The sequence below is a fragment of the Streptomyces sp. NPDC030820 genome, from assembly GCF_055572075.1.
Window position 1 is genome coordinate 548,507 of sequence record NZ_JBVIEB010000001.1, and the last position, 23,633, is coordinate 572,139.

23 protein-coding genes are annotated in these 23,633 nt (G+C 72.0%); 20 read left to right on the top strand and 3 right to left on the bottom strand.

The window, feature by feature from the left end:
• Positions 1 to 10: 10 nt before the first annotated feature.
• Together hemW and ACZ418_RS02480 are read left to right on the top strand one after the other, a co-directional pair.
• Positions 11 to 1,243 carry a radical SAM family heme chaperone HemW gene (gene hemW, locus ACZ418_RS02475; RefSeq protein ID WP_468355674.1) on the top strand — a complete coding sequence of 411 codons (1,233 nt, stop codon included), beginning with the start codon at positions 11 to 13 and terminating at the stop codon, positions 1,241 to 1,243.
• 100 nt (positions 1,244 to 1,343) lie between these two features.
• A complete protein-coding gene (locus tag ACZ418_RS02480; RefSeq protein WP_468355677.1) occupies positions 1,344 to 1,922 on the top strand; it encodes a Uma2 family endonuclease in 579 nt (192 codons plus the stop codon).
• On the opposite strand, the gene ACZ418_RS02485 is transcribed toward ACZ418_RS02480, so the two are convergent.
• Complete coding sequence (locus ACZ418_RS02485) at positions 1,900 to 2,718, bottom strand: DUF3097 domain-containing protein (protein ID WP_468355680.1); 819 nt, start codon at positions 2,716 to 2,718, stop codon at positions 1,900 to 1,902. The two genes, ACZ418_RS02480 and ACZ418_RS02485, sit on opposite strands and share 23 nt — an antisense overlap.
• 34 nt (positions 2,719 to 2,752) lie before the next feature.
• Positions 2,753 to 3,475, bottom strand: coding sequence for an MBL fold metallo-hydrolase (locus ACZ418_RS02490; protein WP_468355683.1), 723 nt, complete (start codon positions 3,473 to 3,475; stop codon positions 2,753 to 2,755).
• Between the two features lie 172 nt (positions 3,476 to 3,647).
• Between ACZ418_RS02490 and hrcA the strand changes: the two genes are divergently transcribed.
• From hrcA to ACZ418_RS02540, 10 genes are all read left to right on the top strand, one after another.
• Complete coding sequence (gene hrcA, locus ACZ418_RS02495) at positions 3,648 to 4,664, top strand: heat-inducible transcriptional repressor HrcA (RefSeq protein ID WP_468355687.1); 1,017 nt, start codon at positions 3,648 to 3,650, stop codon at positions 4,662 to 4,664.
• Positions 4,665 to 5,801 (top strand): molecular chaperone DnaJ, encoded by a 1,137-nt coding sequence (gene dnaJ, locus ACZ418_RS02500; protein WP_468355690.1) that lies wholly within the window; start codon positions 4,665 to 4,667, stop codon positions 5,799 to 5,801.
• A 221-nt stretch (positions 5,802 to 6,022) separates the two neighbouring features.
• On the top strand, positions 6,023 to 7,141 hold the full coding sequence (locus ACZ418_RS02505) for a nitronate monooxygenase (protein ID WP_468355693.1): 1,119 nt from the start codon (positions 6,023 to 6,025) through the stop codon (positions 7,139 to 7,141).
• The gene (locus tag ACZ418_RS02510; RefSeq protein WP_468355696.1) at positions 7,138 to 7,890 is read left to right on the top strand and encodes a 16S rRNA (uracil(1498)-N(3))-methyltransferase; all 753 of its coding nucleotides are present in this window, start codon (positions 7,138 to 7,140) and stop codon (positions 7,888 to 7,890) included. The genes ACZ418_RS02505 and ACZ418_RS02510 overlap by 4 nt, the downstream gene beginning before the upstream one ends.
• Before the next feature lie 15 nt (positions 7,891 to 7,905).
• Positions 7,906 to 8,298, top strand: coding sequence for a VOC family protein (locus tag ACZ418_RS02515; RefSeq protein WP_468355699.1), 393 nt, complete (start codon positions 7,906 to 7,908; stop codon positions 8,296 to 8,298).
• A gap of 183 nt (positions 8,299 to 8,481) precedes the next feature.
• Positions 8,482 to 9,045: a hypothetical protein gene (locus ACZ418_RS02520; RefSeq protein ID WP_468355702.1), complete on the top strand. Its 564-nt coding sequence runs from the start codon at positions 8,482 to 8,484 to the stop codon at positions 9,043 to 9,045.
• Positions 9,046 to 9,091: 46 nt separating this feature from the next.
• Positions 9,092 to 12,322, top strand: coding sequence for a S41 family peptidase (locus ACZ418_RS02525; protein ID WP_468355705.1), 3,231 nt, complete (start codon positions 9,092 to 9,094; stop codon positions 12,320 to 12,322).
• A gap of 49 nt (positions 12,323 to 12,371) precedes the next feature.
• Positions 12,372 to 12,725 carry a histidine triad nucleotide-binding protein gene (locus ACZ418_RS02530; RefSeq protein ID WP_468355708.1) on the top strand — a complete coding sequence of 118 codons (354 nt, stop codon included), beginning with the start codon at positions 12,372 to 12,374 and terminating at the stop codon, positions 12,723 to 12,725.
• Positions 12,726 to 12,731: 6 nt separating this feature from the next.
• Positions 12,732 to 13,637, top strand: a complete 906-nt coding sequence (locus ACZ418_RS02535) for a ribonuclease Z (RefSeq protein ID WP_468355711.1) — start codon at positions 12,732 to 12,734, stop codon at positions 13,635 to 13,637.
• A gap of 20 nt (positions 13,638 to 13,657) precedes the next feature.
• Positions 13,658 to 14,662: an adenosine deaminase gene (locus ACZ418_RS02540; protein ID WP_468355713.1), complete on the top strand. Its 1,005-nt coding sequence runs from the start codon at positions 13,658 to 13,660 to the stop codon at positions 14,660 to 14,662.
• On the opposite strand, the gene ACZ418_RS02545 is transcribed toward ACZ418_RS02540, so the two are convergent.
• A complete protein-coding gene (locus ACZ418_RS02545; RefSeq protein WP_468355716.1) occupies positions 14,614 to 15,876 on the bottom strand; it encodes an MFS transporter in 1,263 nt (420 codons plus the stop codon). The two genes, ACZ418_RS02540 and ACZ418_RS02545, sit on opposite strands and share 49 nt — an antisense overlap.
• A 266-nt stretch (positions 15,877 to 16,142) precedes the next feature.
• Between ACZ418_RS02545 and ACZ418_RS02550 the strand changes: the two genes are divergently transcribed.
• The 8 genes from ACZ418_RS02550 to ACZ418_RS02585 all read left to right on the top strand — a co-directional run bounded on the left by ACZ418_RS02550 (position 16,143) and on the right by ACZ418_RS02585 (position 23,613).
• Positions 16,143 to 17,432 carry a glucarate dehydratase family protein gene (locus ACZ418_RS02550; RefSeq protein ID WP_468355718.1) on the top strand — a complete coding sequence of 430 codons (1,290 nt, stop codon included), beginning with the start codon at positions 16,143 to 16,145 and terminating at the stop codon, positions 17,430 to 17,432.
• A gap of 64 nt (positions 17,433 to 17,496) precedes the next feature.
• Positions 17,497 to 18,654, top strand: a complete 1,158-nt coding sequence (locus tag ACZ418_RS02555; RefSeq protein ID WP_468355721.1) for a carbohydrate kinase family protein — start codon at positions 17,497 to 17,499, stop codon at positions 18,652 to 18,654.
• A gap of 224 nt (positions 18,655 to 18,878) precedes the next feature.
• Positions 18,879 to 19,961, top strand: a complete 1,083-nt coding sequence (locus ACZ418_RS02560) for a PhoH family protein (RefSeq protein WP_468355724.1) — start codon at positions 18,879 to 18,881, stop codon at positions 19,959 to 19,961.
• Between the two features lie 12 nt (positions 19,962 to 19,973).
• The gene (gene ybeY / locus ACZ418_RS02565; protein WP_468355727.1) at positions 19,974 to 20,471 is read left to right on the top strand and encodes an rRNA maturation RNase YbeY; all 498 of its coding nucleotides are present in this window, start codon (positions 19,974 to 19,976) and stop codon (positions 20,469 to 20,471) included.
• Positions 20,472 to 20,479: 8 nt separating this feature from the next.
• Positions 20,480 to 21,781: a hemolysin family protein gene (locus ACZ418_RS02570; protein WP_468355730.1), complete on the top strand. Its 1,302-nt coding sequence runs from the start codon at positions 20,480 to 20,482 to the stop codon at positions 21,779 to 21,781.
• Positions 21,778 to 22,137: an MmcQ/YjbR family DNA-binding protein gene (locus ACZ418_RS02575; protein ID WP_468355733.1), complete on the top strand. Its 360-nt coding sequence runs from the start codon at positions 21,778 to 21,780 to the stop codon at positions 22,135 to 22,137. The genes ACZ418_RS02570 and ACZ418_RS02575 overlap by 4 nt, the downstream gene beginning before the upstream one ends.
• Positions 22,138 to 22,179: 42 nt before the next feature.
• Positions 22,180 to 23,208 carry a S66 family peptidase gene (locus tag ACZ418_RS02580; protein ID WP_468355736.1) on the top strand — a complete coding sequence of 343 codons (1,029 nt, stop codon included), beginning with the start codon at positions 22,180 to 22,182 and terminating at the stop codon, positions 23,206 to 23,208.
• Positions 23,209 to 23,259: 51 nt separating this feature from the next.
• Positions 23,260 to 23,613, top strand: coding sequence for a cytidine deaminase (locus ACZ418_RS02585; protein ID WP_468355739.1), 354 nt, complete (start codon positions 23,260 to 23,262; stop codon positions 23,611 to 23,613).
• Positions 23,614 to 23,633: the final 20 nt, after the last annotated feature.

Sequence of the window (23,633 nt, forward strand, 5' to 3'; positions counted from 1 at the left end):
AATGGAGTACATGCCTTCCGCACTCCCCGACGGCGAGCCCGTCCCCGCCGACGGCGCGCTGCCCGCGCACGCGCTCGCCGGAGCCGCCGAGCGGCCCCTCGGGTTCTATCTGCACGTCCCGTACTGCGCGACCCGCTGCGGCTACTGCGACTTCAACACCTACACCGCCACCGAGCTGCGCGGGACGGGTGGCGTGCTGGCGTCCCGCGACAACTACGCGGACACGCTGACGGACGAGATCCGGCTCGCCCGGAAGGTGCTCGGCGACGACCCGCGCCAGGTCCGCACGGTGTTCGTCGGCGGCGGTACACCCACGCTGCTGGCCGCGGACGACCTCGTACGGATGCTGGGGGCGATCCGCGACGAGTTCGGCCTGGCACCGGACGCGGAGATCACGACGGAGGCGAACCCGGAGTCGGTCGACCCCGCGTACCTCGCCACCCTCCGGGAGGGCGGCTTCAACCGGATCTCCTTCGGCATGCAGAGCGCGAGGCAGCATGTGCTGCGCGTGCTCGACCGCACCCACACGCCGGGCCGGCCCGAGGCGTGCGTGGCGGAGGCTCGGGCGGCGGGCTTCGAGCACGTCAACCTCGACCTGATCTACGGCACCCCCGGCGAGAGCGACGACGACTGGCGGGCCTCGCTGGACGCGGCGATCGGGGCGGGACCGGACCACATCAGCGCGTACGCGCTCATCGTGGAGGAGGGCACCCAGCTCGCCCGTCGTATCCGCCGCGGCGAGGTCCCGATGACCGACGACGACGTGCACGCGGACCGCTACCTGATCGCGGAGGAGACCCTGAGCAAGGCGGGATTCGACTGGTACGAGGTCTCCAACTGGGCCACCTCGGAGGCGGGCCGGTGCCTGCACAACGAGCTGTACTGGCGCGGCGCCGACTGGTGGGGCGCGGGGCCTGGGGCGCACTCGCACGTGGGCGGGGTGCGCTGGTGGAACGTCAAGCATCCGGGGGCGTACGCGGCGGCCCTGGCCTCCGGCCGCTCCCCGGGGGCGGGGCGGGAGCTGCTGTCCGACGAGGACCGGCGGGTCGAGCGCATCCTGCTGGAGCTGCGGCTGCGGGAAGGGGTGCCGCTGTCCTTGCTGAAGGAGGAGGGGCTTGCGGCTTCCCGGCGGGCGCTGGGGGAGGGGCTCCTCCAGGAAGGGCCGTACGAGGAGGGGCGGGCCGTGCTGACGCTGCGGGGGCGGTTGCTGGCGGATGCGGTGGTGCGGGATCTGGTGGACTGATCACTCCCGCGAGTGAATCCCTCCGGAACGCCGGTTCGGTCCCTAACCTGGTTCGTAGGCTGCCGCCAAAAGGACGCGGCGGATGTGGAGGGCCACGGAGATGACCGCTGTGGACGAGCGTGGGATGACCAAGTTCTTCGAGGAGTTCGAGCCTCCGGAGGGCGTCAGGGTCGAGCTTCTCCGGGGGGTAATCGTGATGATGGCCAGCCCTGATCTGGTCCACAACATGATCGTGGAAGACGTGCTTGACCAAATCCCGCGCAAGCGGTGGGCTCGGCTTCAGACCCAGGACGTCGACGTCCTTGACGAGGCCAGCGAGCCGGTGCCGGACTTGGTGGTAATGGAGCGCGACGCAATGCCGCGTTCAGGGCGCCTGTTGCCGTCTGGGCTGATCACGATGGTCGTCGAGGTCGTCTCCAAGTCCAGCGTCCACCAGGACTACGTGGTCAAGCGCTCGATCTACGCTGCGGGAAAGATCCCCGCCTACCTCATCCTCGACCCGGTCATGGCGCACTGCGTCCTGTTGACAAAGCCTTCGGGCCAGGGTGAGGACGCTGACTACCGCAGCCAGGAGATCATCAAGTTCGGTGATCCAGTCCCGTTGGAGGATCTGGGACTCGAACTGGACACCACCGAGTTCGGAACGTTCCCCAACGTCAGGCCCCACCGCTACCCGTGACGAAGTCGATCAGCTCCTCCACCCGCCCCAGCAACTCCGGCTCCAGGTCCTTGTAGGACCCCACCCGCTTCAGGATCGCCTGCCACACCGCCCCGGTGTTCTCCGACGGCCAGCCCAGCGCCCGGCACACCCCCGTCTTCCAGTCCTGCCCCTTCGGCACTGCCGGCCAGGCCTCGATCCCCAGCGCGGCCGGCTTCACCGCCTGCCAGATGTCGATGTACGGGTGGCCCACCACCAGCGCGTGTTCGCTGGTCACCGACTCCGCGATCCGCCACTCCTTCGTGCCCGGCACCAGGTGGTCCACCAGGACGCCCAGCCGCGCGTCCGGGCCCGGTGCGAAGGAGGCGACGATCGAGGGCAGGTCGTCGACGCCCTCCAGGTACTCCACCACCACACCCTCGATGCGCAGGTCGTCGCCCCACACCTTCTCGACCAGCTCGGCGTCGTGCCGGCCCTCGACGTAGATACGGCCGGCGCGGGCCACGCGGGCGCGGGCACCGGGGACGGCGACCGAGCCGGAGGCGGTGCGGGTGGGTCGTACCGGAGCCGAGGACGACGACGGGCGTACCAGCGTCACCACCCGCCCCTCCAGCAGAAAGCCCCGCGGCTCCAGCGGGAACACCCGGTGCTTGCCGAAGCGGTCCTCCAGCGTCACCGTGCCCGCCTCGCAGCGGATCACCGCCCCGCAGAACCCGGTGCCGGGCTCCTCCACCACCAGGCCCGGCTCCGCCGGTACCTCAGGCACCGGCTGCTGCTTCTTCCACGGCGGGGTCAGGTCGGCGGAGTACTGGCGCATTCGAGTGACGATAGGAGAAGCCGTACGGCCGCGCTCACGACACGCCGAAGCGGGCCGCCAGCTCGTCGCGTTGCCGTCGTACGAACGCCGCGTCCACCACCGCTCCGTGACCGGGCACGTACAGCGCGTCCTCGCCGCCCAGGGACAGCAGCCGGTCCAGGGCGTCCGGCCAGCGGGACGGGATCGCGTCCGGGCCCGCCTGGGGCTCGCCGGACTCCTCGACCAGGTCGCCGCAGAAGACCACCTCGGGATCTCCCGGGACCAGCACCGCCAGATCATGCGCGGTATGCCCCGGACCCACGTTCGCCAGCAGGACCTGCCGGCCGCCCCCGAGGTCAAGCGTCCACTCGCCGGAGACCAGGTGGCCGGGCGGCGCCAGCGCGTCCACCGCCTCGTCCGCGTCCGCCACCGCGAGTCCGTTGCGCACGGCGTCCATGCGCAGCTCGTCGCGTTCGCGGGCGAACACCGCGTCGACGCCCACCGCCCCGTACACCTCCGCCCCCGCGAAGGCCGCCGCTCCGAAGACATGGTCGAAGTGGGGATGGGTCAGCGCGAGATGGGTCACACGGCCGCCGGCCAGCTCCTCGGCCCGGGCCCGCAGTCGGGCGCCCTCAGCCAGGCTGGAGCCGGCGTCCACCATCAACGCCGTACCCTCCCCGAGGACCAGCCCCGCCGTGCAGTCCCAGCCGGGCAGCCGGCACCGGCCGACCCCCGCGGCCAGCCGCTCCCACCCCAGCTCTTCCCAAGTCACCGTCATACCGCGACGCTAGCTCCACGAGCCGCCGGGACCGCACCGACCTTGCCCCGGGTGTACCCGACAGCCGTACACTGGGCCCGGGAACGCTGGCACTCACATGCGAAGAGTGCCAGGCGGACGAACCGCAGGACCGAGTGGAACCGAGGAGACGACGTGCTGGAGGTGCGCGCTGATGCTGAGTGAACGCAGGCTTCAGGTACTGCGCGCCATCGTCCAGGACTACGTCGGCACCGAGGAGCCGGTCGGGTCGAAGGCCCTGACCGAGCGGCACAACCTCGGCGTGTCCCCGGCGACGGTCCGCAACGACATGGCGGCCCTGGAGGACGAGGGGTACATCGCCCAGCCGCACACCAGCGCCGGGCGCATCCCCACGGACAAGGGCTATCGGCTGTTCGTCGACAAGCTCGCCGGGGTGAAGCCCATGACCGCGCCCGAGCGGCGCGCCATCCAGAACTTCCTGGAGGGCGCCGTCGACCTCGACGACGTGGTGGCGCGGACCGTGCGGCTGCTCGCGCAGCTCACCCGGCAGGTCGCCGTCGTGCAGTACCCGTCCCTGACCCGGTCCACCGTGCGGCACGTGGAGCTGCTCTCGCTCGCACCCGCGCGCGTGATGCTCGTGCTGATCACGGACACCGGCCGGGTCGAGCAGCGGATGGTCGACTGCCCGGCGCCCTTCGGTGAGATTTCCCTCGCCGACCTGCGCGCACGGCTGAACAGCCGGGTCGCGGGCCGCCGGTTCTCGGACGTGCCGACGCTGGTCGAGGACCTGCCGGAAGCCTTCGAGCCCGAGGACCGCGGTACGGTCTCGACGGTGCTCTCCACTCTCCTGGAGACACTCGTCGAGGAGAACGAGGAGCGGCTGATGATCGGCGGTACCGCCAATCTCACCCGCTTCGGACATGACTTTCCCCTCACGATCCGGCCCGTCCTGGAGGCCCTGGAGGAGCAGGTGGTGCTCCTCAAGCTCCTCGGCGAGGCGAAGGATCCGGGCGTGACGGTGCGTATCGGGCACGAGAACGCCCACGAGGGACTCAACTCCACCTCAGTGGTGTCGGTCGGCTACGGTTCGGGCGGCGAGGCGGTTGCCAAGCTCGGCGTGGTCGGACCGACCCGCATGGACTATCCGGGAACGATGGGAGCGGTACGCGCAGTGGCACGGTACGTCGGACAGATCCTGGCGGAGTCGTAAGTGGCCACGGACTACTACGCCGTTCTCGGCGTGCGCCGCGACGCGTCGCAGGATGAGATCAAGAAGGCGTTCCGCCGGCTCGCGCGCGAGCTGCACCCGGACGTCAACCCGGACCCGAAGACCCAGGAGCGGTTCAAGGAGATCAACGCCGCTTACGAGGTGCTGTCGGACCCGCAGAAGAAGCAGGTCTACGACCTCGGCGGCGACCCGCTCTCGCAGAGCGGCGCCGCCGGCGCGGGCGGCTTCGGCGCCGGTGGCTTCGGCAACTTCTCCGACATCATGGACGCGTTCTTCGGTACGGCCTCGCAGCGCGGCCCGCGCTCGCGCACCCGGCGCGGCCAGGACGCGATGATCCGGATCGAGGTCGAGCTGGACGAGGCGGCCTTCGGGACGACCAAGGACATCCAGGTCGACACCGCGGTCGTCTGCAACACCTGCAACGGTGAGGGCGCGGCGCCCGGCACGACCGCCCAGACGTGTGACATGTGCCGGGGCCGCGGTGAGGTCTCGCAGGTCACCCGGTCCTTCCTGGGCCAGGTCATGACCTCCCGGCCGTGCCCGCAGTGCCAGGGCTTCGGCACCGTCGTGCCGACCCCGTGCCCGGAGTGCGCCGGCGACGGCCGGGTCCGCTCCCGCCGCACCCTGACGGTGAAGATCCCGGCCGGTGTCGACAACGGCACGCGGATCCAGCTCGCCGGTGAGGGCGAGGTCGGGCCGGGCGGCGGTCCGGCCGGTGACCTGTACGTCGAGATCCACGAGCTGCCGCACTCGACCTTCCAGCGGCGCGGCGACGACCTGCACTGCACGGTGACGATCCCGATGACGGCGGCGGCGCTCGGTACCAAGGTGCCGCTGGAGACGCTGGACGGCATGGAGGAGGTCGACATCCGGCCCGGCACCCAGTCCGGCCAGTCGATCCCGCTGCACAACCGGGGTGTCACACATCTGCGCGGCGGTGGCCGGGGTGACCTGGTCGTGCACGTCGAGGTGCAGACCCCGACCAAGCTGGACCCGGACCAGGAGCGCCTGCTGCGCGAGCTGGCCAAGCTGCGCGGCGAGGAGCGGCCCCAGGGCCAGTTCCAGCCGGGGCAGCAGGGGCTGTTCTCGCGGTTGAAGGATGCGTTCAACGGGCGCTGACGTGCGCTGCGGCGTGGCCGGGGGGCCGGGGGTTGTCCCCCGGGCAGGCACGGTCAGCCGGGGCAGCAGGGGCTGTTCTCGCGGTTGAGGATGCGTTCAACGGGCGCTGAGCCGCCGCCGGCGCAGGGCTGACGGGGTGCTTCGGCGCCCCGCATGCCACCGGTCTATGCCATTGCCCGCCTGGATTCGGACTTGTTCGAAGGACGTGACAACATGCGGTCATGTCCTCCGCGCTGACCGATCTCTTCCCCCACCCGATCGTGCAGGCCCCCATGGCGGGCGGTGTCTCCGTCCCGCAGCTCGCCGCCGCCGTCTCCGAGGCCGGTGGCCTCGGGTTCCTCGCCGCCGGGTACAAGACCGCCGATGGCATGTACCAGGAGATCAAGCAGCTGCGGAGCCTGACGAGCCGCCCCTTCGGCGTGAACGTGTTCATGCCCCAGTCCGAGTACCCCGGTGCAAGCACCGGCTCCACTGGAGCGGCTGACGCCGCGCCCCCTTCTGGCGCCGTCGAGGTCTACGCCCACCAGCTGGCCGGCGAGGCCGCCTGGTACGAGACCGAGCTGGGCGACCCGGACAGCGGCCGGGACGACGGCTACGACGCCAAGCTCGCCGTACTCCTCGACAACCCGGTGCCGGTGGTCTCCTTCCACTTCGGGGTGCCGAGCCGGGAGGTGTTCGACGGCCTGCGCCGCGTCGGCACCTTCACCCTGGTCACCGCCACCACCGCCGAGGAGGCCCGTGCCGTCGAGCGGGCCGGGGCGGACGCGGTGATCGCGCAGGGCGTGGAGGCGGGCGGACACCAGGGCACCCACCGGGACCTCCCCGAGAACGACGGCGCCGGCATCGGGCTGCTGTCGCTGGTCACGCAGATCCGCGAGGCCGTGAGCATCCCGGTCGTCGCCGCCGGCGGCATCATGCGGGGCAGCCAGATCGCCGCCGTCCTCGCGGCCGGCGCGAGCGCGGCCCAGCTGGGCACCGCCTTCCTCGCCACCCCCGAGTCCGGCGCCCAGGCCGTGCACAAGCAGGCGCTGACCAACCCCCTGTTCGCGCACACCGAGTTGACCAGGGCCTTCTCCGGCCGCCCGGGGCGCGCGCTGGTCAACCGCTTCCTGCGCGAGCACGGCCCCTACGCCCCCGCCGCCTACCCGGAGATCCACCACCTCACCTCGCCGCTGCGCAAGGCCGCCGCCAAGGCCGGGGACGCGCAGGGCATGGCGCTGTGGGCGGGGCAGGGGCACCGGCTGGCCCGCGAGCTGCCCGCCGGGGAGCTCGTGGAGGTGCTGGCCGCCGAACTCGACGCCGCCCGGACAGCGTTGTCGGCCAAGGGGGGCCTGCGATGACCGCGCCGGTGTTCGTCGTGGACTCGCTGGAGGGCGTGGGCCCCGGCTCCGTCGTCGACGTCGAGGGCCCCGAGGGGCGGCACGCGGTCTCCGTGCGGCGGCTGCAGCCCGGCGAGAACGTGGTGCTGACGGACGGCAAGGGGCGCGGGGCCGCCGGGGTCGTCGTCAGCGTGTCGGGCAAGGACCACATGGTGGTCGAGCCCTTCGAGTTCCCGGTGGAGCCGGAGCCCAGCCCCCGGATCACCGTGGTCCAGGCCCTCCCGAAGGGCGACCGGGGGGAACTCGCCGTCGAGACGATGACGGAGACCGGGGTCGACGCGATCGTGCCCTGGCAGGCCGCCCGGTGCATCACCCAGTGGAAGGGCGACCGGGGTCAGAAGGCGCTCGCCAAGTGGCGGGCCACCGCGCGCGAGGCCGGCAAGCAGTCCCGTCGGCTGCGCTTCCCGGAGGTCGCGGACGCGGCAACCACCAAGCAGGTTGCCGCACTTCTCGCCGAAGCCGACTTCGCCGCCGTGCTCCACTCCGACTTCGAGCACGCGAGCGAGCGGCTGGCGACCGCCGAACTGCCCACCGAGGGCGAGATCGTGCTGGTCGTCGGCCCCGAAGGGGGCGTCGCGCGGGACGAGTTGGCGCTCTTCCAGGAGGCGGGTGCGAAGGCGTACGTGCTCGGTCCTACGGTGTTGCGTACATCAACCGCCGGCACCGCCGCCGTGGCCCTGCTGCTGGGCCGCACCGGCCGCTGGTCCTGACACCTGGGGGACACCGTGGAACTCGCCCAAGTACGGCTCCTGGTCACCGACTTCGCCGCCTGCTACCGCTTCTACGCCGACGTCCTCGGCCTGAAGCCGCAGTCCGGGGCGACGCAGGGCCCGTACGAGAAGTTCAGCCCGCACGCCGGCTCCGCCGGGATCGCGTTGCAGGACCGGGCGATGATGGCCGAGGTGCTGGAGGAGCTGGGGGACACGGCCACCGGTCACCGTTCGCTGGTGGTGCTGCGCGTGGACGACCTGGACGCCTACTGCGCCGAGATCACCTCCCGCGGCGCCACCCTCCTGCACGGCCCGGCCCCCATGACCGACCGCATGCGGGTCGCCCACCTCAAGGACCCGGAGGGCAACCTGGTCGAACTCCAGGAGTGGCTGCTGCTGCGCGGCTAGGCGCTCCGCTGGTTCGACCGCGATGGGCAGTGCCGGGATGTCCTGTCGGACGGCTGCGGCGCCGTGGGCGGCTGCTCGCGCAGTTCCCCGCGCCCCTTCAGGGCGCGCTGACCGGGACCCCGAACGGGTGAGTGGCCGTATGTGGCCTTCCGTGCCGTGCGTGCCGGTGGCACTCTGCCGTGCATGGGGGCATTGAGGCGGATTCGGTACGGGCGACGCGGGACGCGTGCGGTGGCCGTGGCCGGGCTGGTCGTGGTGGCCGGTGCGGCCCTCGTGGCGTGTCAGCCGGACGACCTCAGCACCGCGTCCGTCGCCTACACCACCGACACCACAGCGACGGCCAGGCTCAAGCACCAGCATGTCGACGTCAGTTGGCTCACCTGCACCGGCAGCTACGGCAACGGCGGCAGGACGGCGCACGGGACGCCCGCGCCGTCCGCGACCACCGTCGTCTCCGTCGACTGCCAGGGTGAGACCAAGGACGGGCGGAAGATCACCGTCACCGGGAAGGTGACCAAGGCCGTCGACGGCGCCTGTGTGCGGGGGGATCTGACCGCCAGGGTCGGGGGCAGACAGGTGTTCCACGTCAGCGGGCTCGGTGACTGTGCCGCCACGCCCGGGCCGACGTACCGGCCGCCCACCTACCGGCCCGGGGGCGGGAAGCCGACCGTGACCGTCACGGTCACCGTCACCCGCACCATCTGGTGCAAGGGCGACCCCACGTGCTGGCCCGTCGAGGGGAAGTGATCCGAACACCGGGTGAGGCACAGCCGTCGCTGCGTACAGTGGCGGGGTGACTCAGGGTGCCGCCTATCTCCGATTCCCTCATGTACACGGCGACTTGGTGACCTTCGTCGCCGAGGACGACGTATGGCTCGCGCCCCTCGACGGCGGCAGGGCCTGGCGGGTCAGCGCCGACAACATGCCGGTGACCAAGCCCCGGATATCGCCCGACGGACGTTTCCTCGCCTGGAGCTCCACCCGGGACGGCGCGCCCGAGGTGCATGTCGCCCCCGTCGACGGCGGACCCGCCGACCGGCTGACCTACTGGGGCAACCGCCGCACCGAGGTGCTCGGCTGGACCGCCGACGGGCGGGTGCTCGCGCTCGGCGCGCACGGCCGGCACAGCTTCCGCCACAGCTGGGCGCACGCCGTCCCGCTGGACGGCGGACCCGCCGAGACCCTGCCGTACGGCCCGGTCGGCGATGTGGCCCTCGGGCCGGCCACCGTGCTGCTGTCCGCGCCGATGGGCCGCGAGGCCGCCCACTGGAAGCGCTACCGGGGCGGTACGGCGGGCAAGTTGTGGATCGACGGGGACGGGGACGGCGAGTTCGTCCGGTTGCATGAGGGTCTCGACGGGAACATCGAGTGCCCCGGGTGGGTGGGGATGGGGGTCCCCCCGCTCGAGCGAAGCCGAGAGTGGGGGAGGATCGTCTTCCTGTCCGACCACGAGGGCACCGGCGCGCTCTACTCCTCCCTCGCCGACGGCTCCGACCTGCGCCGTCACACCCCCCTCGACGGTTTCTACGCCCGGCACGCCTCCGGCGACGGCACCCGGGTCGTCTACAGCAGCGCCGGTGAACTGTGGCTGCTGGACGACCTGGAGGGCGCGGAGCCGCGCCGGCTGGACGTGCGCCTCGGCGGGCCCCGGATCGATCTGCGCCCCCGCCCGGTGAACGCCGCCCGCTGGTTCGGCGAGGCGGCCCCGGACCACACCGCGCGGGGCAGCGCCGTCTGCGTGCGCGGCGGGATCCACTGGGTCACCCACCGCTCCGGGCCCGCCCGCGCCCTCGCCGCCACCTCCGGGGTCCGTGCCCGGATGCCGCGCGCCTTCCGCGCCGAGGGCGAGGAGTGGGTGGTGTGGGTGACGGACGCGGAGGGTGACGACGCCCTGGAGTTCGCCCCCGCCACCGGGACGGTACCGGGCGCCCCGCCCCGCCGGCTCGCCGCCGGACAGCTCGGCCGGGTCCTGGAGTTGGCCATGGCCCCCGACGGCAGCCGGGCCGCCGTGGCCGCGCACGACGGCCGGCTGCTGCTCGTCGAACGCGAGACCGGAGAGGTCCGCGAGGTCGACAGCAGCGACGACGGCGAGGTCTCCGGCCTCGCCTTCTCCCCCGACTCCGCCTGGCTCGCCTGGGCCCACCCCGGCCCCCGCCCGCTGTCCCAACTGCGCATCGCCCACACCACCGACCTGTCGGTCACCGAGGCGACCCCGCTCCGCTTCCAGGACTACGCCCCCGCCTTCACCCTCGACGGCAAACACCTCGCCTTCCTCTCCAACCGCGCCTTCGACCCCGTCTACGACGAGCACGTCTTCGACCTCGCCTTCGTGGTCGGCGCCCGCCCGCACCTGATCACCCTCGCCGCCACCACGCCCTCGCCCTTCGGCCCGCAGCGCCACGGCCGCCCCTTCGAGACCCCCGACAAGGACGAGACACCGGACAGCGAGGGCACCCCCGCCACCCGCATCGACCTCGAAGGCCTCGCCGACCGGATCGTCCCCTTCCCGGTCGAGGCCGGCCGCTACTCCACCCTGCGCGCCGCCAAGGACGGCGTGCTCTGGCTGCGCCACCCCGTGCACGGCGTCCTCGGCACCGCCCGCGCCCACCCCGAGGACCCCGACCCGCACACCGAGCTGGAGCGCTACGACCTCGCCCAGCGGCGCCTGGAACACCTGGCCTCCGACGCCGACCACTTCGAGGTCAGCGGCGACGGCAAACGCGTGCTGCTGTGGAGCGACGACCGGCTGCGGGTCGTCCCCAGCGACCGCCGTACCGGCACCGACGACGACGGCGACACCAGCGTCACCGTCGACCTCGCCCGCGTCCGGCAGACCCTCGACCCGGCCGCCGAGTGGCGGCAGATGTACGACGAGACCGGCCGGCTGATGCGCGACCACTTCTGGCGGCCCGACCTCGGCGGCGTCGCCTGGACCGGCGTCCTCGCCCGCTACCGCCCCCTGCTGGCCCGCCTCGCCACCCACAGCGACCTCGTCGACCTGCTGTGGGAGCTGCACGGCGAACTCGGCACCTCGCACGCCTACGTCATCCCCTCCGGCGGACGGGGCGGCGGCCCCCGGCACGGACTGCTCGGCGCCGACATCTCCCGTCATCCGGACGGCAGTTGGCGCATCGACCGCATCCTGCCCTCGGAGACCTCCGATCCGGACGCCCGCTCCCCGCTCGCCGCACCCGGCGTCGCCGTCCGCCCCGGAGACGCGATCATCGCCGTCGCCGGCCACCAGGTCGACCCGGTGACGGGCCCCGGCCCGCTTCTCGTCGGCACGGCGGGCCACCCGGTGGAGCTGACCGTCTCCCCGGCGGGCGGCGGCGAACCCCGGCACACCGTCGTGATCCCGATCGCCGACGAGGAACCCCTGCGCTACCACGCCTGGGTCGCCGACCGCCGCGCCCACGTGCACGCCGCCTCCGACGGCCGGCTCGGCTACCTCCACGTCCCCGACATGCAGGCCCCCGGCTGGGCGCAGATCCACCGGGACCTGCGCGTGGAGGTGGCCCGCGAAGGGCTCGTGGTCGACGTCCGCGAGAACCGCGGCGGCCACACCTCCCAGCTGGTCGTGGAGAAACTGGCCCGCCGCATCATCGGCTGGGACCTCCCGCGCGGCATGCGCCCCACCAGCTATCCCCTCGACGCCCCGCGCGGCCCGGTCGTCGCCGTCGCCAACGAGTTCTCCGGCTCCGACGGCGACATCGTCAACGCGGCGATCAAGGCCCTCGGCATCGGCCCGGTCGTCGGCACCCGCACCTGGGGCGGCGTCATCGGCATCGACAGCCGTTACCACCTGGTCGACGGCACCCTGATCACCCAGCCGAAGTACGCGATGTGGCTGGAGGGCGTGGGGTGGGACGTGGAGAACCACGGGGTCGACCCGGACGTGGAGGTCGTACAGCGGCCGCAGGACTGGGCGCAGGGCCGCGACACCCAACTCGACGAGGCGATCCGGCTCGCGCTGGCGGCACTGGAGGAACGGCCCGCGAAAACTCCGCCAGGAATGCCCACCTGATACGACTACGATGCCCGGGTATTGATCACCAGCGTGAGGAGGCACACGCATGGCCGGCGAACCGCAGGACGACTGCCTGTTCTGCAAGATCGTCGCGGGTACGATCCCGGCGACGATCGTCCGCGAGACAGACACCACCGTCGCCTTCCGGGACATAAACCCCCAGGCCCCGACCCACATCCTGGTGATCCCCAAGGCCCACTACAAGAACGCCGCCGTCCTCGGCACCGAAGCACCGCAACTCGCCGCCGACGTGCTCGCCGAAACCCAGGCCGTGGCCGACGAGGAGAAGCTCGAGAGCTACCGCATCGTCTTCAACACCGGCTCCGGCGCCGGCCAGACCGTCTGGCACGCCCACGCGCACGTCCTCGGCGGCCGTGGACTGCAGTGGCCGCCCGGGTAACCAGCCGTGTCCGTACGTGAACTGGTGATCCTCGGCACCGCCAGCCAGGTCCCCACCCGGCACCGCAACCACAACGGCTATCTGCTGCGGTGGGACGGCGAGGGCATCCTGTTCGACCCCGGCGAGGGCACGCAGCGGCAGATGGTGCGCGCCGGGGTCGCCGCCCACGACCTGAACCGGATCTGCGTCACCCACTTCCACGGCGACCACTCCCTCGGCCTCGCCGGTGTCATCCAGCGGATCAACCTCGACCAGGTGCCGCACGAGGTCACCGCGCACTACCCGCGCTCCGGGCAGCGCTTCTTCGACCGCCTGCGGTATGCCACGGCCTACCGGGAGACGGCCGGCATCACCGAGGCGCCGGTCGCCGCCGACGGCATCCTCGCGGTGACCCCGTCGTACACCCTGGAGGCGCGCAGGCTGTCGCATCCGGTCGAGTCCTACGGCTACCGGCTGATCGAGCCCGACGGCCGCCGTATGCTGCCCGACCGGCTCGCCGCGCACGGGATCAAGGGCCCGGACGTCGGCCGGCTGCAGCGCGAGGGCCGGCTGGGGGAGGTCGCGCTGGAGGACGTCAGCGAGGTGCGGCGCGGGCAGCGGTTCGCCTTCGTCATGGACACCCGGCTGTGCGACGGCGTGCACGCGCTCGCGGAGGGCTGCGACCTGCTCGTCATCGAGTCGACCTTCCTGGACGAGGACATCGACCTGGCCGTGGAGCACGGTCACCTGACTGCCGGTCAGGCCGCCGCCGTCGCCCGGGACGCGGGGGTACGGCACCTCGTCCTCACCCACTTCAGCCAGCGCTACACGGAACCGGAGGAGTTCGAGCGGCAGGCGCGGGCGGCCGGCTTCGAGGGTGAGCTGACCGTGGCGCACGATCTGCTGCGGGTGCCTGTTCCGAAACGGTGCTGAAGCATCCGTACCATGCTTTGATGCCCCTCCCGAAAGCAGAACTGCACCTCCACATCGAAGGCACCCTGGAGCCGGAGCTGGCCTTCGAGCTGGCCGCCCGCAACGGCGTGACCCTGCCGTACGCCGACACGGACGAGCTTCGCAAGGCCTACCAGTTCGAGGACCTCCAGTCCTTCCTGAACCTGTACTACGAGCTGATGACCGTCCTTCGCACCGAGCAGGACTTCGCCGACCTGGCCGACGCCTATCTCACCCGTGCCGCCGCGCAGGGCGTGCGGCACGCGGAGATCTTCTTCGACCCGCAGGCCCACCTCGCGCGGGGCGTACCCATGGGCACGGTCGTGGAGGGGCTGTGGCGGGCGCTGGGCCGCTCCGAGGAGAACCACGGCGTCTCCACCAGGCTCATCATGTGCTTCCTGCGCGACCTGTCCGCCGAGTCGGCCCTGCTGACCCTGGAGATGGCCGCGCCGCACCTCGACCGGATCACCGGCGTCGGCCTGGACTCCGCCGAGGTCGGGCATCCTCCGGTGAAGTTCCGGGAGGTGTACGAGGCCGCCGCCGCGCTGGGGCTGCGCCGGGTCGCGCACGCCGGTGAGGAGGGGCCGCCGGAGTACATCACCGAGGCCCTGGACGTGCTCGGCGTCGAACGCGTCGACCACGGGCTGCGCTGCATGGAGGACCCGGCGCTGGTCGAGCGGCTGGTGCGGGAGCGGATCCCGCTCACCCTGTGCCCGCTGTCCAACGTCCGGCTGCGCACGGTCGACACGCTGGCCGACCACCCGCTGCCGGCCATGCTCGACGCCGGCCTGCTGTGCACGGTCAACTCCGACGACCCGGCGTACTTCGGGGGATACGCCGGCGACAACTTCGCGGCCGTGCACCAGACCCTGGGCCTGACCGAGGACCGGCTGCGCGAGCTGGCCCGCAACTCCTTCCTCGCCTCCTTCCTGGAGGACGACGAGGAACGGCGGGCCCGCTACATCGCCGATGTCGACGCGTACGAGTTCGGCGACGCCGTGTCGTAGGCGCTCCGGGCGGGCACGGCGGGCGACTCCACCGGGACTTCCACGACCGGCAGGGGCCGCCTGCCCGCCCGCAGCGCCACCGCCGTCATGGGCACGGCGATCAGCAGCAGCCCGGCGCCGAGCAGCCGCCCCATCACCGGGAAGCCCGCGCCCGCCGCCAGCATGCTCCCCGCCAGCGGTCCCGCCGCCGTCCCCAGTGACGCCGCAGAACCGACCAGGACCGCCCAGCGGCCGCGCGGGTCGAGGGAGGCGGCGAGGCCGATGACGTACGACAGGACGACGGGGTAGAGCAGATTCCAGGAGATCTCGCCCGCCGCGAAGGCCGGCAGGTCGGTCGCGGACGCGCTGAGCGCGATGCAGCCCGCGATCAGTGCCGTACCGGCGCCGATGGGTACCGCCTGGCCCAGCCGGGGGCCGAGCGCGCCCGCGCCGAGGACCCCGAGGAGTCCGGCGCCGAGCGCGACCGCGAACACCGCGCCGACGGTGACCTCGCTGAGGTGGGCCTGGTCGAGTCCGATCCGGCCGCTGACGCCCCAGAGGGAGTTCTGGGCGAGGGACCAGCAGGGCATGGCGGCGGCCAGCAGCAGCCCGGCGCGGGGGCGGGGGAGCCGGCCGTACGCGGCGGTCGTACGGGCCGGTGCGGTACGACCGGACAGGCGGCCGGTGAGCGGGAGAACGGCGAGTGCGGTGAGCGCGATGGCCGCGAGCGGTAGGCCGTGCCCTGGGCCGAGGTGGGGGATCGTCAGATACAGGGCGCCGGCGAGCGCGGAGACTCCGAGCAGGCCGAGCGTGGTGACCCGGTGCGGATCGTTCCCCCACGCTCGAACATCCTCGCGCGGGGGGACCCCCATCGCGGCGATGCCGCTCGCGGCGACCGCCGTGACCGTGCCGGAGCCGAATCCGCCGACGACCGCGCCCGCGACGACGGCCGGTACGAAGGCGGTGAGGGCGGCACCGCCGTAGCCGAGGACGGCGAGCGCGAGGCCGAGCCGGGCGAGCGTGCGGGGGCCGATCCGGTCGACCCGGGAGGCCAGCAGGAAGCCCGCCGTCGCCGAACTCAGCAGCAGCGCACTGCCGATCGCCCCGGCCTGCGTGGGGTTGAGCGGAAGCGCGGAATCCAGCCGGCCGACGGTGGTCGGCAGCAGATAGGGCGCGAGATAACCGGCCGTGAAAAGGGCGACGAGGGGCCAGGGCAGGGGGCGGCGGGCGGGCACGGGCGTTTCCAGGGCAGGCGAGAGGAGGGCTCAAGGAAGGGGGAGGGGCGACGACTGTCGAAGGACAGGAACCCGCAAGCAAGTTGTACCAAGCACCCGGTTTCCGGAAGAAGGTGGGAGGGTGCGATCTGCATCACTTTTCGGTTTGCGCGGTGGGGGTCTGGGTAGAAAGCGCTAAGTTGCGTTCGCATATATAGACGTCGTTCATGATGAGATAGACCTCAAGGCCCTGCTCCCCGCCGACTCGACCTCGTAGGAGCCTCCCTGTGACCCGTGACCTGACCATCGCCGAGGTACGACTGACGCCGATCCTGGTCGCCGACCCGCCGCTGCTCAACACCCAGGGCGTGCACCAGCCGTACACCCCGCGGCTGGTCGTGGAGATCGTCACCGCCGACGGGGTCACCGGGCTCGGCGAGACCTACGGCGACACCAAGTACCTGGAACTGGCCCGCCCGCTGGCCGAACGGCTCACCGGGCGCTCGGTCATGGATGTGAACGGGTTGTTCACGATCGACCTCGGCGTGGACGAGTCCAGGGTCGAGGGACAGGTCGACGCCGGCGGGCTGCGCGGGGTGCAGAGCGCCGACAAGCTCCGGCTGTCGGTGCTGTCCGCCTTCGAGGTCGCCTGCCTGGACGCCCAGGGCAAGGCACTCGGGCTGCCCGTGCACGCACTGCTCGGCGGCAAGGTGCGGGACGCCGTCGAGTACAGCGCCTACCTGTTCTACAAGTGGGCCGGCCATCCGGCGGGCGTGGCCGGCGAGCAGGACGACTGGGGGGCCGCGCTCGACCCGGCCGGAGTCGTGGCACAGGCGCGGCTGTTCAAGGAGCGGCACGGCTTCACGTCGTTCAAGCTCAAGGGCGGTGTCTTCCCGCCCGACGAGGAGATCGCGGCCGTACGGGCCCTCGCCGAGGCCTTCCCCGGCCATCCGCTGCGCCTCGACCCCAACGGCGCCTGGTCGGTGGAGACCTCGCTGAAGGTGGCGAAGGAACTCGGGGACGTCCTGGAGTACCTGGAGGACCCGACGCTGGGCACGGCGGCCATGGCCGAGGTGTCGGCCGGGACCGACGTGCCGCTGGCCACCAACATGTGCGTGACCACCTTCGGGGAGATCAAGGAGGCCTTCACCCGCGATGCCGTGCAGGTCGTGCTCTCCGACCACCACTACTGGGGCGGGCTGCGCAACACCCAGCGGCTCGCCGCGATCTGCGCCGCCTTCGGGGTCGGGGTGTCGATGCACTCCAACACCCATCTCGGCATCAGCCTTGCCGCGATGACCCAGGTCGCGGCCACGGTCCCCGGGCTCCACCACGCGTGCGACTCCCACTATCCCTGGCAGTCCGAGGACGTCCTCACCGAGCGGCTCCGGTTTCGGGGCGGGAAGGCCGAGGTCTTCGACGCCCCCGGCCTCGGGATCGAACTCGACCGGGACGAACTGGCCCGGCTGCACCGGCGGTGGGCCGAGGACGACGGCTCGCTGCGCGACCGCGACGACGCGGCCGCGATGCGGGTGGCCGAACCGGGTTGGCGGCAACCGGTGATGCCCCGCTGGTAACGCCCTGTGCGACGGGCCGATTGGTGCACACTGGCCAGATCCGCACCATGCCAGGGAGCGCACCGTGACCCCGTCGCACACGATCACCGGAGAGGAACCGGAACACCTCACCCCGGCCGCGCGCCGTCAGGCCCAGGTCGACCCGCTCGCCGCGCTGCGCCGGCCCGGCGATCCGCCCTGGGACGTCTATCTGACGGGCACGGTCTTCCTCGACATCATCTTCACCGGCCTGGACTCGGCGCCCGTGCGCGGCACCGAGTCCTGGGCCCGGGGCATGGGCTCCAGCCCCGGCGGGGTCGCCAACATGGCCACCGCCCTGGCCCGGCTCGGTCTGAAGACCTCCCTGGCGGCGGCCTTCGGGGACGACCACTACGGCGAGTACTGCTGGGACGCGCTCGCACAGGGTGAGGGCATCGATCTGTCGGCGTCACGGACCGTGCCCGGCTGGCACTCGCCGGTGACGGTGTCCATGGCGTACGAGGGCGAGCGGACGATGGTGTCCCACGGGCACGAGCCGCCGCCGGAGGCCGCGCTCATCCAGGAGGGGGCTGCGGACTGCCCGCCCCGCGCGCGTGCCGCCGTGGCCTCACTGACGCCCGGCACACGCGCGCCGTGGATCGCCGAGGCCGCGCGGGAGGGGACCCGGATCTTCGCCGACGTCGGCTGGGACGAGACGGGGGCGTGGGATCTCGGCGGGCTCGCCGATCTGGAGCACTGCGAGGCGTTTCTGCCGAACGCGGAGGAGGCGAAGCGGTACACCGGGGCCGACTGTCCGCGGCTCGCCGCGCACGCCCTGACCGAGTACGTGCCGGTGGCCGTGGTGACGCTGGGGTCGGAGGGGGCGTACGCCGTGGACCGGCGGACGGGGGAGGCGGCGGAGGTGCCGGCGATCGCCGTGGAGGCGCTGGATCCGACGGGGGCGGGGGACGTCTTCGTCGCCGGGTTCGTGACGGGGTCGCTCGCGGGGTGGCCGCTGGCGGACCGGCTGGCCTTCGCCGGGCTCACGGCGGCCTTGTCGGTGCAGGAGTTCGGGGGGTCCCTGTCCGCGCCAGGGTGGTCGGAGATCGGGGCGTGGTGGCGGCGGGTCCAGTCGGTGCCGGGGCAGGACCCCGCGGCGCTGCACAGGTACGGCTTCCTGGACGCGCTCGTCCCGGAGGAACTGGACCGGCCGTGGCCGTTGCGCCGCGCCGTCCCGACCATCGGCTTCCGCCGGTCCAGCTGAGCCCCCAGGGGGCTCCGCCCCCTGAACCCCCGCACCCGCCCACCCGAAACCGTCGGCCGAGGAGTGGCCCTCGGGCGGTTCCGGCTCGCCGGTCGGGACGTGGGGGGTGGGCCGGGTAAAAGCCCTACGGGCTTGTCTGTGCACCGTCGTACCCTGGAATCGCGAGGCCGCCCTCAGCTACGCGGCCGTGACGAGGAGGAAGCGCAGGCCTTCAGCGCCGGCCCATGACACAGACACCCACAGCTCACACCACCCCCGCGCAGGAGCAGGCGAGAGCACAGTTCACCGTCCCCGCCCAGCACCCCATGGTGACCGTGCTGGGTTCCGGCGACTCCCTCCTGCGTGTGATCGAGAAGGCCTTCCCGGGGGCCGACATACACGTCCGGGGCAATGAGATCAGCGCGGTCGGCGACCCGGCCGACGTCGCTCTGATCTCACGCGTGTTCGACGAGATGATGCTGGTGCTCCGCACCGGGCAGCCGATGACGGAGGACGCAGTGGAACGCTCGATCGCCATGCTCAAGGCGAGCGAGAACGGGACGAGCGACGGCCCCGAGACCCCGGCTCAGGTGCTGACGCAGAACATCCTGTCCTCGCGGGGCCGGACCATCCGCCCGAAGACCCTCAACCAGAAGCGGTACGTCGACGCGATCGACAAGCACACGATCGTCTTCGGCATCGGACCCGCCGGTACCGGCAAGACCTACCTCGCCATGGCCAAGGCCGTGCAGGCCCTGCAGTCCAAGCAGGTCAACCGGATCATCCTCACCCGGCCGGCGGTGGAGGCGGGAGAGCGGCTCGGGTTCCTGCCGGGCACGCTCTACGAGAAGATCGACCCCTACCTGCGCCCGCTGTACGACGCGCTGCACGACATGCTCGACCCGGACTCCATCCCGCGGCTGATGGCAGCGGGGACGATCGAGGTCGCGCCGCTCGCGTACATGCGCGGCCGGACCCTCAACGACGCCTTCATCATCCTGGACGAGGCCCAGAACACGAGCCCCGAGCAGATGAAGATGTTCCTCACCCGCCTCGGCTTCGACTCGAAGATCGTGATCACGGGTGACGTGACCCAGGTCGACCTGCCGAACGGCACCAAGAGCGGTCTGCGGCAGGTGCAGGAGATCCTGGAGGGCGTCGAGGACGTCCACTTCTCCCGGCTGTCCTCCCACGATGTCGTACGGCACAAGCTGGTGGGCCGTATCGTCGACGCGTACGAGCAATACGACAGCAAGTACGGCACCGAGAACGGCACCCACAAGGGCGGCCGTGGCAAGTCCGGCGTCAAGGGCACCAAGGGGAAGTAGACCAGCACGACCATGTCGATCGACGTCAACAACGAGTCCGGCACCGAGGTCGACGAGCAGGCGATCCTCGACATCGCACGCTACGCGCTCGCGCGGATGCGCATCCACCCGCTCTCCGAGCTCTCGGTGATCGTCGTGGACGCCGACGCCATGGAGCAGCTGCACATCCAGTGGATGGACCTGCCGGGCCCCACCGATGTCATGTCGTTCCCGATGGACGAGCTGCGGCCGCCGTCCAAGGACGACGAAGAGCCGCCGCAGGGGCTGCTCGGCGACATCGTGCTGTGCCCGGAGGTCGCCGCCAAGCAGGGGGCGGAAGCCGAGACGCAGCACTCCATGGACGAGGAGCTCCAGCTGCTCACCGTCCACGGCGTGCTGCATCTGCTCGGGTACGACCACGAGGAGCCGGACGAGAAGGCCGAGATGTTCGGGCTCCAGGCCGCCATCGTGGACGGATGGCGCGCCGAGCGCGGGCTGACCGGGCCGTCCCCGGCGCCGACCGTCTCATAAGCACATCCATGAGTCCGCAGATCGTGATCGGCGCCATCGCGCTGGTCGTCGTCGCCTGGCTAGCTGCCTGCGCGGAGGCGGGCCTCGCCCGGATCTCCAGCTTCCGCGCCGAGGAGGCCGTCAAGTCCGGCCGCCGCGGCAGCGCCAAACTCGCCCAGGTCGCCGCCGACCCCACCCGCTATCTGAACGTGGCCCTGCTGGTCCGCGTCGCCTGCGAGATGGCGGCCGCGGCCCTGGTCACCTACGCCTGCCTGGCGGCCTTCAGCGCCACCTGGCAGGCCCTGCTGGTCGCCATCGGGGTCATGGTCCTGGTGTCGTACGTCGCCGTGGGGGTGTCGCCGCGCACCATCGGCCGCCAGCACCCCCTCAACACCGCGACGGCGGCGTCGTACGTGCTGCTGCCGCTGGCCCGGATCATGGGGCCGATCCCGTCGCTGCTCATCCTCATCGGTAACGCCCTCACCCCGGGCAAGGGCTTCAGGCGCGGACCGTTCGCCTCCGAGGCCGAGCTGCGGGCGCTGGTCGACCTCGCCGAGAAGGAGTCGCTGATCGAGGACGAGGAGCGCCGCATGGTGCACTCGGTCTTCGAGCTCGGCGACACGCTGGTGCGCGAGGTCATGGTGCCGCGCACCGACCTGGTCACCATCGAGCGCTTCAAGACCATCCGGCAGGCCCTCACCCTGGCCCTGCGCTCCGGGTTCTCCCGGATCCCGGTCACCGGCGAGAGCGAGGACGACATCGTCGGGATCGTGTATCTGAAGGACCTGGTCCGCAAGACCCACATCAACCGGGAGGCGGAGGGCGACCTGGTCTCCACCGCCATGCGGCCCGCCGCCTTCGTGCCGGACACCAAGAACGCCGGTGACCTGCTGCGCGAGATGCAGAAGGAACGCAACCACGTCGCCGTCGTCATCGACGAGTACGGCGGTACCGCCGGCATCGTCACCATCGAGGACATCCTGGAGGAGATCGTCGGCGAGATCACCGACGAGTACGACCGGGAACTCCCGCCGGTCGAGGACCTCGGCGACGACCGCTTCCGGGTCACCGCCCGCCTGGACATCACCGACCTCGGCGAGCTGTACGGCCTGGAGGAGTACGACGACGAGGACGTGGAGACCGTCGGCGGACTGCTCGCCAAGGCGCTCGGCCGGGTGCCCATCGCGGGCGCGTCCGCCGAGGTCGAACTGCCGGACGCGCGCATCCTGCGGCTGACGGCGGAGGCGGCGGCCGGCCGCCGGAACAAGATCGTGACGGTCCTGGTGGAGCCCGTGCCCGCACCCCCCGCGGAGGAGGAGAAGCCCGAGTGACCCCGCAAGAGCTGCGCGCCTTCTGCCTGTCCTTCAACGCGGCGGTGGAGGACTTCCCGTTCAATCCGGAGACGTCCGTCTTCAAGGTCCAGGGCAAGCTGTTCGCCCTGACGCAGCTGGACGCGCGGCCCCTGACGGTCAACCTCAAGTGCGATCCGGAGGACGCGGTCCGGCTGCGCACCGAGCACGAGGGGCTGATCGTCCCCGGCTACCACATGAACAAGCGCCACTGGAACACCGTGGCGGTCGACGGCGGGCTGCCCGCGCGGCTGGTGAAAGAGCTGATCGAGGACTCGTACGACCTCGTCGTCGCCGGGCTGCCGCGGGCGGAGCGGCTGCGGCTGGACCGGCCGTAAATCCGGTTGCCCGGGGCGTCGGGTGCGGGGTCGGATTCCCGTATGACGATCAGATGTCCGCGCCCGCTGCGCCCCGGTGACCGTATAGGTGTGACCTCCCCGTCCAGCGGGGTGGCCGAGAAGATGCGCGCGCGCCTCGACCTCGCGGTACGGGACCTCGAGGAGCGCGGGTACGAGGTGGTCGTCGGCCGGTGCATGGACGGCTCGACGCACCTCAGCGCCCCGGCCGCCGAGCGCGCGGCCGAGCTGACCCGGATGCTGACCGACCCGACGATCCGGGCTGTCGTGCCCCCGTGGGGCGGGGAGACGGCGATCGACCTGCTGCCGCTGCTCGACTTCGAGGCGATCCGGCGGGCCGAGCCGACCTGGGTCGTCGGGTACTCGGACATGTCGACCGTCATCACCCCACTGACCCTGCTCACCGGGGTCGCGACCGTGCACGGCAACAACCTCATGGACACCCCCTACCGGACGCCCGAGGGTCTCAGGTCGTGGCTGGACATCGTGGCGGCACCGCAGGGGGAGCCGATCGCGCAGACGCCGCCCGGCCGGTACCGGTCCGCCCGCTGGGACGACTGGGTCGGGCACCCTGAGATCCGCGACTTCACCCTGGACGCCGAGGGCACCTGGACCCGGCTCGACGGCGACGCAGACGTGGACGTCGAGGGCCGGCTGATCGGCGGCTGCATCGAGACCGTCGCTCCCCTCGCCGGCACCCCGTATCTGGACCTCGCGCGGTTCGCCGGGGACGAGCCGCTGCTCGTCTACGTCGAGGCGTGCGAGGACAACGCGTTCACCATCTGCCGCCACCTGCACGGCATGCGTCTCGCCGGCTTCTTCGACCGCGCCGCCGCCGTCCTCGTGGGCCGCACCCACGCCCCCGACAGCCCCACCCTCACCCAGTACGAGGCCGTGCTCGACGCACTCGGCCCGCTCGGGGTACCGATCGTCGCCGACGTCGAGTGCGGGCATGTCGCGCCCTTCCTGCCGCTGGTCAACGGCGCGCGCGGCCGTGTGGTGCACACGGCCGCGCGGAGCGAGATCGTTCAGACCCTGGACGTGGCCGGGTGACGCGGTACCCCGTGGCGGGGTGGGCGGGCTGTGGCTTCGTATGCTCTGGGCATGACCGAGAGCAACGCGCTTGATCCCGAGGACCGCAAGATCGTGACCCTGGCCCGTTCCGCGCGGGTCCGCAACGGTGTGCCGGAAGGGGCGGCCGTACGGGACGACACCGGGCGGACCTATGTCGCCGGGTCGGTCTCGCTGCCCTCGCTGCAGCTGAGCGCGCTCCGTACCGCCGTTGCCATGGCGGTGGCATCGGGGGCTGCGTCGCTGGAGGCGGCGGCGGTGGTGAGTGACGCGGAGTCGGTGCCGGCGGAGGACTTGGCCGCGGTCGCCGATCTCGGGGGTGCGGGGACACCGGTGTTGCTGGCCGGGGTTGACGGTGCTGTGCGGGTGACCGTTTCCGCAGGCTGAGAACTCGCCCGGAACCGGCC

Coding starts and splice junctions, on each gene's coding strand:
- hemW (WP_468355674.1), top strand. CDS start 11: ATGCCTTCCGCACTCCCCGACGGCGAGCCCGTCCCCGCCGACGGCGCG.
- ACZ418_RS02480 (WP_468355677.1), top strand. CDS start 1,344: ATGACCGCTGTGGACGAGCGTGGGATGACCAAGTTCTTCGAGGAGTTC.
- ACZ418_RS02485 (WP_468355680.1), bottom strand. CDS start 2,718: ATGCGCCAGTACTCCGCCGACCTGACCCCGCCGTGGAAGAAGCAGCAG.
- ACZ418_RS02490 (WP_468355683.1), bottom strand. CDS start 3,475: ATGACGGTGACTTGGGAAGAGCTGGGGTGGGAGCGGCTGGCCGCGGGG.
- hrcA (WP_468355687.1), top strand. CDS start 3,648: ATGCTGAGTGAACGCAGGCTTCAGGTACTGCGCGCCATCGTCCAGGAC.
- ACZ418_RS02505 (WP_468355693.1), top strand. CDS start 6,023: ATGTCCTCCGCGCTGACCGATCTCTTCCCCCACCCGATCGTGCAGGCC.
- ACZ418_RS02510 (WP_468355696.1), top strand. CDS start 7,138: ATGACCGCGCCGGTGTTCGTCGTGGACTCGCTGGAGGGCGTGGGCCCC.
- ACZ418_RS02520 (WP_468355702.1), top strand. CDS start 8,482: ATGGGGGCATTGAGGCGGATTCGGTACGGGCGACGCGGGACGCGTGCG.
- ACZ418_RS02530 (WP_468355708.1), top strand. CDS start 12,372: ATGGCCGGCGAACCGCAGGACGACTGCCTGTTCTGCAAGATCGTCGCG.
- ACZ418_RS02540 (WP_468355713.1), top strand. CDS start 13,658: ATGCCCCTCCCGAAAGCAGAACTGCACCTCCACATCGAAGGCACCCTG.
- ACZ418_RS02560 (WP_468355724.1), top strand. CDS start 18,879: ATGACACAGACACCCACAGCTCACACCACCCCCGCGCAGGAGCAGGCG.
- ybeY (WP_468355727.1), top strand. CDS start 19,974: ATGTCGATCGACGTCAACAACGAGTCCGGCACCGAGGTCGACGAGCAG.
- ACZ418_RS02570 (WP_468355730.1), top strand. CDS start 20,480: ATGAGTCCGCAGATCGTGATCGGCGCCATCGCGCTGGTCGTCGTCGCC.
- ACZ418_RS02580 (WP_468355736.1), top strand. CDS start 22,180: ATGACGATCAGATGTCCGCGCCCGCTGCGCCCCGGTGACCGTATAGGT.
- ACZ418_RS02585 (WP_468355739.1), top strand. CDS start 23,260: ATGACCGAGAGCAACGCGCTTGATCCCGAGGACCGCAAGATCGTGACC.